Here is a 10904-nt window from a genome sequence, read left to right as displayed (position 1 = left end):
CCGGCCCGCGGTGAAATCAGGCCGGCTCGGCCCTCACGTTCAACCTCCGGATCGCCCCGGCCACACCCTCGCTCGATCCGTAGATCGACGTCCCCGCGACCAGCACCCGCGCACCGGCGGCGACGACCAGCGGGGCCGTCTCCGGGTCGATGCCGCCGTCGACTTCGAGGTCGCAGGCTGAGCCGAGGGCGTCGATCAGGGAGCGGATCTTCCGGATCTTGGGGAGGGTGCCGTGGAGGAAGGACTGGCCGCCGAAGCCGGGGTTGACGGTCATCGCCAGGACGAGGTCCAGGTCGGGGAGGATCTCCTCGAGCATCACGGGCGGCGTGGCCGGGTTGATCGCGACGCCGGCCTTCTTGCCCAGGGACTTGATCCGCTGCACGGTCCGGTTCAGGTGGACCGCGCCCTCGACGTGGACGATCAGGGTGTCGGCGCCGGCCTCGGCGAAGGCGTCGAGGAGGTCGTCGGGCCGCTCGACCATCAGGTGGACCTCCAGCGGCAGCCGGGTGACGGGGCGGAGCCACTTCACGATCCCGGGGCCGAACGTGAGATTCGGCACGAAGTGGCCGTCCATCACGTCGACGTGGATCCGGTCCGCCCCGGCGTGCTCGGCCTCGGCCACCTGCTCGCCCAGGCGGGCGGCGTCCGCGGAGAGGATGGACGGGGCGATCTTGATCGTCGCGGCGGTCGGATCGGCGTAGGGCTGGATCATTCGAGCATTCCTTGACAGGTGGCCTCAGAGCACCTTGGCCACCAGCAGCGTCCGGTCGTCGTGCGCCGGGGTGCAGCCGGTGAACTTCGCGAGCTCCTCCAGGATGGCGTCGCGGATGCCGGTCGCGTCCAGGTGGCAGCGGGCGAGGACGCCGTTGAGCTGGGCCAGGCCGAACTGCTCGCTCTGGGCGTTCATGGCCTCGGTGATGCCGTCGGTGTAGAGGACCAGGACGTCACCCCGGTGGAGGGTGACCTCGGCGCGGTCGTAGGTCAGGTCCTCGAAGACCCCGAGCGGCGGCCCGCCGACTTCCTCCAGGGTGTCCACCACGCCCTGCGAGCATCGCTTGAGCTGCGGCGGGTTGTGGCCGGCGCAGCTATACGAGAAGACCCGGGTCACGGGGTCGTAGATGCCGTAGAACGCGGTGACGAAGACCTCGTTGCTGGTCGTGTAGCGGGCGGAGAGCCGCTTGTTGACGTGCTCGAGCAGGGCCGAGGGGGGCTCGGGATGCCCCGGGACGCCGTGGGCCAGGCTGTGGAGGATGGCCATCATCACGGCCGCAGGGGTGCCATGCCCGCTGACGTCCGCGATCAGGAATCCCCAGCGGCCGTCGGGGAGCTCGAAGAAGTCGTAGTAGTCGCCGCCGGCCCACTGCGAGGTCTGGTAGGAGGCCGCCAGGTCCAGGCCGGGGATCTTGGGCAGGACCTGGGGCAGGAGCGATCGCTGGATGTCGGCCACGACCTTCAGCTCGCGGTCGACGACCTCGTAGGCCTCCTTCAGCTCGTTCGAGAGGACCAGGGTCTGGGTCGCGCGGCCGAAGAGGCTGCTGATCCAGAATCGGTCCGGGAACATCTCGGGGTCGTACGCGTTCGGCCGGTGGCTCATCGTGACCACCATGTTCAGGCCGTCCCCCTTGTGGAAGTGGGGCATCGCCATCAGCGAGCGGACCCCCTCCAGGTACTCGAAGGCCGGGTCCTCGGGCGAGATCAGCCCGTCGGCGTCGTTGATGATCCTCGGCTCGTTGCCGTAGATCAGGTCGCCGAGCAGCCCTCCCTCCAGGACGGGGAGCCTGTCCTTCTCCTTCCAGGGATTGACGACCTCCGACCAGTTGCTCGACCGCGTGATCCGATATTTCGGGGATTCCAGCCCGCGGCGGCTGATCGAGATCCAGGCGTCGGAAGGCAGCATGGCACGGATCCGCGAGCCATAATCGCGGACCATGTCCTGGGGGTCTTCCTGCAGGCTCATCTCGCGCATCATCTCGGTGATCGCCGCCAGCCGGGTCTGCCAGTCGCCGGTGGCGATCCGGTCCACCTGGGCCCGCGCCGCGGGATCGAGCTCGTCGGCTCCGAGGATTGTGGTGCCGGACATGGATGCTCTGCTCTCTCGGGTCGATGGGATCAACACGGGCGAAGGCGCCGCGCGTCGTACTCCTGCCATTCTACGAGGGCCGTCGAGGGGAGAAGGGCCGCGTACGCCAAGCCGTTGGCCGGACAGAGTTTCCGTCCGTCCGTCCGACCGTCCGCCCGGACGGGGACGGGCCGATCCTAGAGGACGAGCGAGAGCTGACGCTGATACTCGATGGTCCGGGGATCGCCGGTGGGGAGGAGCTGGAAGATGGAGATCATCGTCTGCCTGGCACGCTCGCCGACGCCCCGGCGGTCGCGCTCGACCAGCTCGAGGCAGAGGGCCAGGGCGTCCTCGTACTGTCCGGCGGCGGCGAGGGCCTCGGCCAGGGCGAACTTGAGCTCCAGGTCGTCGGGCTTCTCCGCGAGCGCCGCGCGGGCGGCCTCGACCCCCCCCGTGGACTTCGCCTGGCCGCGGAGGGCGAGCTCCGCCTTGAGCCGCTCGGCCTCGGGCTCGAGGTATCCGCGCCTCTCGAGGGTCGCGATCCGCCCGGCGGCCTCGTCCATGCGCCCGGCCGCCAGGTCGATGCGGGCCAGGCCGATGGCGGCCTCGGAGGATTCCGGGTCGAGCGTCAGCACCTTCTCGTACTTCTCGGCGGCGGCAACCGGGTCGACCTCCTCCAGCCCGGCCGCCTCGACGGCCAGGTTCTCAGCCTCGGAGGGGAGCAGCCGACCGAGCCATTCGCGGATGACCTTCTCCGGCTGGACGCCGACGAAGCCGTCGAGCACCTGCCCGTCGCGGACCCCGTAGACGGCCGGGATCGACCGCACGCCGAAGCTCTGGGCCACCTCCGGATTGGCGTCGATGTCCACCTTCGCCAGGATGAACTTCCCCTGATACTCGCGCGCCAGCTTCTTGAGCACGGGCGTCAGCGCGAGGCAGGGCCCGCACCACTCCGCCCAGAAGTCGATCACCACCGGCACCACCATCGACCGCTCGAGCACCTCGCCCTCGAACGTCGCCGTGGTCACGTCGATCACGTGGGGAGACGCGGGGGCCGAGGCGGGAGTGGAGGAAGAAGCCGGCGCCGGGGATGTCTCGCTCATCGGTGGAGATCTCTCTTCATGGGTGGTCTCTTCGCCACGCTATCATACGCGCGTCGGGAAAGGCGGGGAAGCAGAACGCGGTCCCCGGATGAGCGCCGAACGCCCCGGATCGTTCACGGACGGAAACCCGTGGGAGCCGGCTCCGTCGGGTGACCGGGCGGGCCCGGGAGGCCATCTTCGGTGGATTTCCATCGACTCCGTGCACCCCGGCGGCTAGCGTGGACTCTCGGTCCTTGGCCCGGAAATGCGGCAGGCCGGTCCTTTCCCATCTCAACTCCCGGAGGATCTCGCCCATGGCGCTGGCGGATGAGAATGTCGCCCTGGTCCGACGCTGGTTCGAGGAGGTCTGGGAGCGTCGGCGGTCGGAGGCGATCGAGGAGTTCCTGGACGAGGAGAGCGTGCTCCACGGGGACCTCGGCGTGATGCGCGGGCCGGACGAGTTCCGGGCCAAGATGCACACGCCGTTCCTGGCCGCCTTCCCCGACCTGAAGATCGAGGTCGAGGCGGTCCTCGCCAGCGACCAGGAGGTCGCCTTCCGCTGGACGGCCACCGGCTGCCACACCGGCGACGGCCTGGGCATGGCCCCTTCGAACACGGACTGCTGCTTCCGCGGCATGACCTGGATCCGCGCCGTCGACGGCAAGATGCGCGAAGGCTGGCAGGTCTCCAACATCCCGGAGATCCTTCGCGGCCTGGGAACGGGCCTGGCCTGAGGCGGACGGGAGCCTCGCGGAGAACCGACGGAGCCGGCCGGCCCGGTCTCAGCCTGCGGGTGGATCGGGACCATCCTGACGGGCGTCCGGCAAGCCGACCGCTCGACGCAGCTCGGCGAACGAACGGGCCAGGTCCGGGAGCTGATAGTGGGCGTTCAGGCCGCTGGGGTTGGGCAGCACCCAGAGGCACGCCTCCGCGAGCCGATCCGCCTGCCGGCCCGGGGTCGCCTGCCGGCGGCCGAGCGCCGACCGGTAGGCCGTCACGCCCAGCACCGCCACGAACGCCGGGCGGTACAGCCGGACCTTCGCCTCGAGCTGCCCGGCTCCCGAGATCAGCTCGTCGGTCGTCAGCTCGTCGGCCGCGGCGGTCGCCCGGCCCGCGAGATTGGTGATCCCCAGGCCCCGGTCCAGGAGAAGGCGCTGTTCCTCGGGACGTAGCCGCCGGTCCGTGAATCCGGCCGCGTGGAGGGCCGGCCAGAATCGGTTGCCCGGCCGGGCGAAGTGGTGACCCACCGCGGCCGAATAGAGGCTGGGATTGATCCCGCAGAACAGGACCTTCAGGCCCGGCGCGATCAGGTCGGGCAGCAAGTCGCCGTGCGCCGCGGCGACTTCCTCTCGGGTCGGCCTCCGGCTCGGCGACGCCCCGCTCGGCGTGACGGGCATCCTCGATGCTCCCTTCATGGCGAGGACCCGACGTCGCGGAGCCACCTCGAGAAATCGGCCGACTCCATCGCCGACCGGGCGCGGGCCCATCGATCCTCGGCCCAGGCCCGGAAGTCGTAGTCGATGGCGGACACCGCCGCCTGGATGGCGGCCCAGAGGGACCAGCCGACGTCGGACATGATCATGTTCAGGCGCATCCGCGCGAGCTTGTCGGGGAACGCCTCGCCGAAGTACGCGGCGCACATCTCGACGATCCGGGGCTCGTCGTACTCCTGCTCCTGGCAGGTGTTGCCGAGGTCGAAGGTCGGGTCGTTGTTGCCGCTGTACTCGAAGTCGATCAGCCAGAGACGACGGCCGTCGTCCAGGACGTTCGCCGCCAGCAGGTCGTTGTGGCAGGGGACCGTCGGCACCGGCCGGCGGGCGAAGGCGGACTCGATCTCGGCGACCCGGGGCAGCCCGTCGAGGTAGCCGTCCGGGATCCGGATCCGCCGGTCCTGGCAGATGGAAAGATACCGCCTCGCCAGGCGGAACATGTCGAACTCGTCCCGGAAGCGAGGGCCCGCGTGGAGCTGCTTCAGGACGCCGGCGAGCTCCGCCGGCATCCCGGGGCGCCGCATCGCGGGGATGGTCAGCGTCTCGGCGGGGATGAACTCCAGGACCAGCACGTCCAGGTCGGGCAGGTGATGCACGACCCGCGGCGAGACCCCCGCCTCGGCCGCGGCCCGCGTGTTGTGGAGCTCGTTGCCGCGATCGATGGCCAGCAGGTGCGTGTCCTCGCCGGGGATCCGCACCACGTAGGAGGTGTCATCGACGTCGACGCGATGGATCTGGTTGGTCAGCCCCCCGACGAGCGGCGTCGCCACGGGCGATCGGCCCGACCAGGCGGGCAAGCGGTCGATGACCTGGTCGATCGAGATCGGCACGGGTTCCCCTTCGCAGGATGGCCGGAGGCACTCCCCGCCTTCACGCCAGGATCGGCTTCACGACCTTGCCCGCGATGTCCGTCAGGCGGTAGTAGCGGCCCTGATGCTTGAACGTCAGCCGCTCGTGGTCGATGCCCAGCAGGTGGAGGATCGTCGCATGGAAGTCGTGCACGTGGACCGGGTCGGCGGCGATGTTGTAGCCGAAGTCGTCGGTCTCGCCGTGCACCAGTCCCGGTTTGACGCCGCCGCCGGCGGCCCAGGCGGTGAAGCAGCGGGGGTGATGGTCGCGGCCGTAGTCGGTCGGGGTCAGCTTGCCCTGGCTGTAGTTCGTCCGGCCGAACTCGCCCCCCCAGAGGACGAGCGTGTCGTCGAGCATCCCCCGGCGCTTCAGGTCGGCGACGAGCGCGGCGCAGCCGCGGTCGGTCTCCTTGCAGAGCTGGCGGATGCCGGCGGGGAGGCCGCCGTGGTGGTCCCAGCCGGGATGATAGAGCTGGATGAACCGGACGTCGCGCTCCGCCAGGCGGCGGGCCAGCAGGCAGTTGGCGGCGAACGTGCCGGGCCGGCGCGCGTCCGGCCCGTAGAGCTCGAAGACCTCGTCGGGCTCGCCGGCCAGGCTGGTGACCTCCGGGACCGAGGTCTGCATCCGGTAGGCCATCTCGTACTGGGCGATCCGGGCCTGGATGGCCGGGTCGAGGATCGCGTCGTACTCGGCCTGATGGAGCTCGCGGAGGCGATCGAGCATCTTCCGCCGGCCCGCCGCGGAGACGCCCGGCGGGTTCTCCAGGTAGAGCACGGGCTCGGCCCCCGCGCGGAACTGGACGCCCTGGTGGATCGAGGGCAGGAAGCCGTTGCCCCAGAGCCGCGAGTACAACGGCTGATCGACGGGCCGCTGGCTGATCAGGACGCAGAACGTCGGCAGGTTCTGATTCGCGGAGCCGAGCCCGTAGCTCAGCCACGAGCCCATGCTCGGCCGGCCGGCGATCTGCGAGCCGGTCTGGAAGAAGGTGATCGCGGGGTCGTGGTTGATCGCCTCGGTGTAGAGCGACCGCACGAAGCAGAGGTCGTCCGCCACCTTCGCCGTCTCCGGCAGCAGGTCGCTCACCCAGGCGCCGGAGCTCCCGCGCCTCGCGAACTTGAAGATCGAGCCGGCGAGCGGCAGCGTCGCCTGGTTGCCGGACATCCCCGTCAGCCGCTGCCCCTGGCGGACCGAGTCCGGCAGGTCCTGGCCGTTCCGGGTGTTCAGCAGGGGCTTGTAGTCGAACAGGTCGAGCTGCGACGGCCCGCCGCTCATGAACAGATAAATGACCCGCTTCGCCTTGGGGGCGAAGTGCGGGGCCGCGAGCACGCCGCGATACGCCGGGTCGACGGCCGTCCGCGGCGGGACGTCGGCGGCCGGATCCGCATCGGCCATCGCCGATCGACCGATCAAGCTGGCGAGCGCGGCGGATCCAACGCCCAGGCTCGTCCGGGAGAAGAAGTGGCGGCGGTTGACGGCCAGGGGGTCGTCGGGGGATTGGCGGGGATCGAAGTTCATTGTGTCGCTCCGCACGTCGATTGAGCTTCTCCCTGGCAATGTCCGGAATCCGCTTCCCCCCTTACCAAGGGGGGATTCAGGGGGGTTAATTCGATCGCCTCGGCTTGCATCGACCACCCCCTCCAACTCCCCCTTGGTAAGGGGGAGAGGCGGAATCTAATCCCCTCGCTAATCGGGGATATTCTCATCGCTTCATCACCGTTTCATCGAAGTTCATGACGGCCTGGGCCAGCACGGTGAGCGCGGCGAGGTCCGCCGGGTCCTTGCCGGGGTCCGCCTGGGCGTCGCCGACGGACAGGAGCTTGGCGGGGTCGGAGCGGCCGGAGCGGAACTCGTCGTACTGCTCGCGGTAGAGGGCCTCCAGCACGGCCCGCTCGCGGGGGTCGGCGCGGCGGCCCGTGAGGGCCCGGAAGACGAACGCCGCGCGGTCGGCATGCTCCGGGCCGGCCTCGCGGACGGCCCGGCCCGCCAGGGCCTTCGCGGCCTCGACGTACTGCGGGTCGTTCAGCAGGACGAGGGCCTGGAGCGGCGTGGCCGTGGGGAGCCGCTTGACGGCGCAGACCTCGCGGCCGGTGGCGTCGAACGTGAGCATCGCGGGCGGGGGCGAGGTCCGCTTCCAGTACGTGTAGAGGCTCCGCCGGTGCGAGCCCTCGCCGACGTCGCGGACGTATTCGATATTGGCCTTCTCTTTCCACAGGCCATCCGGCTGGAACGGCTTCACGGGGGGTCCGCCGAGCTTGGCGACGAGCAATCCCGAGGCGGCCAGGGCGTTGTCGCGGATCATCTCCGCCGGCAGCCGGAACCGCGGACCTCGCGAGAGCAGGACGTTGTCCGGGTCGCGGGCCAGTCGCTCCGGCGACGCCTCCGACGCCCCGCGATAGGTCGCGGACGTGACGATCAACCGCCAGGTCCCCTTCACGTCCCAGCCCGATTCGACGAAGGTGCGAGCCAGCCAGTCGAGCAATTCCGGATGCGAGGGGAGCTGCCCCTGGCTGCCGAAGTCCTCCGGCGTGGCCACCAGCCCCCGGCCGAACAGCGATTGCCACCAGCGGTTGACCGTCACCCGGGCCGTCAGGGGCTGCTTCGGGTCGGTCAGCCACCGCGCCAGGCCCAGGCGGTCGCGCGGCCAGTCCCGCGAGAAGGCCGGCAGCGAGGCGGGCGTATTTCGGCCCACGGGCTCGCCGGGGGCGTCGTACGCACCACGCTTGAGGACGAACGTCGGCCGCGGTTTGGGCAGCTCCTTCATCACCATGATCTCGGCGATCGGGTCCACCAGGTCGCTCCGCGCCTTGCGGACCTGCGAGAGCGTCGCCAGTGCCCTGCGAGACTCGGCGTCATGGGCCGAGAGGTAATAGGCCAGGAGGCCCCGCCGCTCGTCGGTCGTCAGCGAGGACGGATCGCGGGAGAGCAGGGCGGGGAGCGTGGCCGGGTCGAAGAGCCATGCGGCCTCGACGGGCGTGATGGCGCGGCGGAAGACGCGGACGTCGTCCACCAGGCCGTTCTTGAAGCCGCGGTCCCGGAACCGCTGGCCGATCGTGATGTCATCCCCGCCGCCGCCGGTGATGTTCTTGGTGAGGCTGTCGCGGACGACCTCGCAGTCGGCGGGCTTGCCGTCGAGGTACAGGGCCAGCCCCTTCGCGCGGCTGGAGCCGTCGTAGGCCAGCGCGACGTGGGTCCAGCGACCGACCGGGATCTCGGATTTCGTCCGGATGCCCAGGGCGTTCCCCGGCCAGAAGTGGACGAGGTGGGCGGCGAGCTTGCCGTCCTCGATGAGGATCTCATACCCGCGGCTGCCGGCGTCGGTCCAGGCCATCGACCGGTGGAGGACCACCGCGCGGTCCTTGCGGTCGGGCGTCTGGATCCAGAGCGAGACGCTGAACGGCTCGAATCGGTCGAAGTTCCCCATCGGCAGGATGGCGCTGTTCTCGCCGCTCAGCTTCAGGGCCTTGCCGAGCTTGCCGGCGACCACCTCCGGGCCCTCCGCGACCCTGCCCGGCTTCGACGGATCGGCGAGGTTGGCGACCTTGTCTCCCTCGATCGCGTCGAGCGGGAAGGAGCCGATCAAGTCGGGCGGGGGCAGGGGGGGCTTGCCGGCGGCCGTTCGCAGCCAGGCCTCGAACGCCGCGTCTCGCGACCGGCCCAGGCGTTCGACGTCGGCCTCGGCGTCGGCGATCTTCCGCTCGGCGTCGGCGATGGCGGCGCGGCGGGCCTCGTCGGCCAGGAGCATCGTCGGGGTGGGCATGGCGGTGGTGAAGTGGGGATAGAGCCCGGACTCGTCGATGCTGTTGAAGAAGGCGGAGAGCGAGTAGAAGTCCTTCTGGGTGATCGGGTCGTACTTGTGGTCGTGGCAGCGGGCACATTCCAGGGTCAGCCCGAGGAACGCGGCGCCGAAGGTGATGGTCCGGTCGGCCACGTACTCGATCCGCCATTCCTCCTCGATCGAGCCCCCCTCATTCGTCTGGCGATGGTGCCGGTTGAAGGCCGTGGCGAGGACCTGCTCCGGGGTGGGGTTCGGCAGCAGGTCCCCGGCGAGCTGCCAGGTGATGAACGCATCGAAGGGCATGTTGGCGTTGAACGACTTCACGACCCAGTCGCGCCAGGGCCAGGTGGCGCGGTAGACGTCGGCCTGGTAGCCGAACGTGTCGGCGTAGCGGGCGACGTCCAGCCAGTCCGCGGCCATCCGCTCGCCGAACCGAGGGGAGGAGAGGAGTCGGTCGACGAACCGCTCGTAGGCGTCCGGCCGGGCGTCGGCGAGGAAGGCGTCGATCTCGGCGGGGGTCGGCGGCAGCCCGGTCAGGTCGAACGTGACGCGCCGGATCAGCCGCTCCTTGCTCGCCTCCGGCGCGGGCGAGAGCCCCTCGGCCTCGAGCCGCCGGATGACGAGGTGATCGACGCCGTTGCGGGCCCAGCCGGCGTGCGAGGGATCGGGCTGGGGGCTCGCCGATGCCGCGATCGTCGCCGCATCGGGCAGGGGCAGGAAGGCCCAGTGGTCCTTCCACTCCGCCCCCTGGGCGATCCAGCGCTCGAGGGTCTTCACCTCGCCCGGCGTGAGCTCGCGGCCGAGCGACCGCGGCGGCATCCGCTGCTCCGGGTCGTCGGACTTGATCCGGGCGATGAGCTCGCTCTGGTCGGGCTTGCCCGGGACGATCGCGTGGCCGTCCGACTCCAGCTTCGCGAAGGCCCCCGCGCGGGTGTCCAGCCGCAGCCCGGCCTTGCGCCGGCCGGCGTCCGGGCCGTGGCAGTGGAAGCACTTGTCGGAGAGGATCGTCCGGACCTGGGCGTTGAAGTCAACCTTCGCCGCCGGTGCGGGCTTGGCGTCGCGCGGGGGCTCCCCGGCCATGGCGGATGACACGCCCAGCGACAGCAGCGAGGCGGCGAACGCCGACGCCATCCGGCGGGCTCGTGATCTCGGGCGCGGTCGATCGCCGGCGTCATCTCTCTGCGCTACGTCGTGGTGCACGGGCCGTCTCTCCGCGGTCCTGGATCGCCGGGGCTGGCACCGGCATTATAGCCGAGCGGGGCCCGCGGATGATCGCCTCTCGGCGTCGGGCGTCAAATTGACGTCAAATACCGGGCCTGCTAATTCTGTGGCGTAAATTGTTTGCGTTTATGTATTTGCGGAATTTGCTTCGGTGGCCTGGCCGGATCCGAAGGTCTCCCAGTCAAATTGCCGTCAAATATCTCGACTCCATCCTTACGCCCAGAAGGGCAGGTAGCTGGCGTTCTTGCGGCGGGCTTCCGGGTCGTAGCCGAGCCGCCGCCCCCGGCATCACCCCGTGACCCGGGCGGATCGCGCGGGGGAACGCGTGCATCGCCTCCACGCCCTCGTCACGGTGTCCCAACCCGGCGGCCCGCTTCGAGTGCCCCCCCGTCGTGGCGGCCGACTCAATCCCCTCACCGGTCCCGAAT

At 70.2% G+C, this 10904-nt stretch carries 8 protein-coding genes; 1 reads left to right on the top strand and 7 read right to left on the bottom strand.

Annotated features, from left to right (window positions below):
- Positions 1–16 precede the first annotated feature (16 nt).
- The 3 genes from rpe to G6O54_RS25565 all read right to left on the bottom strand — a co-directional run bounded on the left by rpe (position 17) and on the right by G6O54_RS25565 (position 3162).
- Positions 17–712, bottom strand: a complete 696-nt coding sequence (gene rpe, locus G6O54_RS25575; protein ID WP_165229538.1) for a ribulose-phosphate 3-epimerase — start codon at positions 710–712, stop codon at positions 17–19.
- 24 nt (positions 713–736) lie between these two features.
- Positions 737–2080, bottom strand: a complete 1344-nt coding sequence (locus G6O54_RS25570; RefSeq protein ID WP_165229535.1) for a PP2C family protein-serine/threonine phosphatase — start codon at positions 2078–2080, stop codon at positions 737–739.
- A 176-nt stretch (positions 2081–2256) separates the two neighbouring features.
- The gene (locus G6O54_RS25565) at positions 2257–3162 is read right to left on the bottom strand and encodes a thioredoxin family protein (protein WP_165229532.1); all 906 of its coding nucleotides are present in this window, start codon (positions 3160–3162) and stop codon (positions 2257–2259) included.
- Between the two features lie 293 nt (positions 3163–3455).
- Here G6O54_RS25565 and G6O54_RS25560 point away from each other — a divergent pair, with 293 nt between their 5' ends.
- On the top strand, positions 3456–3875 hold the full coding sequence (locus G6O54_RS25560; RefSeq protein ID WP_250847082.1) for an ester cyclase: 420 nt from the start codon (positions 3456–3458) through the stop codon (positions 3873–3875).
- Positions 3876–3923: 48 nt separating this feature from the next.
- Here G6O54_RS25560 and mug read toward each other — a convergent pair whose 3' ends face one another.
- The 4 genes from mug to G6O54_RS25540 all read right to left on the bottom strand — a co-directional run bounded on the left by mug (position 3924) and on the right by G6O54_RS25540 (position 10386).
- Positions 3924–4538: a G/U mismatch-specific DNA glycosylase gene (gene mug / locus G6O54_RS25555; RefSeq protein ID WP_165229529.1), complete on the bottom strand. Its 615-nt coding sequence runs from the start codon at positions 4536–4538 to the stop codon at positions 3924–3926.
- Positions 4539–4552: 14 nt separating this feature from the next.
- Positions 4553–5461, bottom strand: coding sequence for a choline/ethanolamine kinase family protein (locus G6O54_RS25550; protein ID WP_165229526.1), 909 nt, complete (start codon positions 5459–5461; stop codon positions 4553–4555).
- Between the two features lie 40 nt (positions 5462–5501).
- Positions 5502–6995, bottom strand: coding sequence for a DUF1501 domain-containing protein (locus G6O54_RS25545; RefSeq protein WP_165229523.1), 1494 nt, complete (start codon positions 6993–6995; stop codon positions 5502–5504).
- Positions 6996–7179: 184 nt separating this feature from the next.
- On the bottom strand, positions 7180–10386 hold the full coding sequence (locus G6O54_RS25540; RefSeq protein ID WP_165229520.1) for a DUF1553 domain-containing protein: 3207 nt from the start codon (positions 10384–10386) through the stop codon (positions 7180–7182).
- Between the last annotated feature and the right edge of the window lie 518 nt (positions 10387–10904).

Origin of the sequence: Aquisphaera insulae, assembly GCF_011064615.1 — a bacterium.
Taxonomy (GTDB): Bacteria; Planctomycetota; Planctomycetia; order Isosphaerales; family Isosphaeraceae; genus Aquisphaera; species Aquisphaera insulae.
This window is presented reverse-complemented; position numbering and strand designations above follow the sequence as displayed.

Coding starts and splice junctions, on each gene's coding strand:
- rpe (WP_165229538.1), bottom strand. CDS start 712: ATGATCCAGCCCTACGCCGATCCGACCGCCGCGACGATCAAGATCGCC.
- G6O54_RS25570 (WP_165229535.1), bottom strand. CDS start 2,080: ATGTCCGGCACCACAATCCTCGGAGCCGACGAGCTCGATCCCGCGGCG.
- G6O54_RS25565 (WP_165229532.1), bottom strand. CDS start 3,162: ATGAGCGAGACATCCCCGGCGCCGGCTTCTTCCTCCACTCCCGCCTCG.
- G6O54_RS25560 (WP_250847082.1), top strand. CDS start 3,456: ATGGCGCTGGCGGATGAGAATGTCGCCCTGGTCCGACGCTGGTTCGAG.
- mug (WP_165229529.1), bottom strand. CDS start 4,538: ATGCCCGTCACGCCGAGCGGGGCGTCGCCGAGCCGGAGGCCGACCCGA.
- G6O54_RS25545 (WP_165229523.1), bottom strand. CDS start 6,995: ATGAACTTCGATCCCCGCCAATCCCCCGACGACCCCCTGGCCGTCAAC.
- G6O54_RS25540 (WP_165229520.1), bottom strand. CDS start 10,386: ATGGCGTCGGCGTTCGCCGCCTCGCTGCTGTCGCTGGGCGTGTCATCC.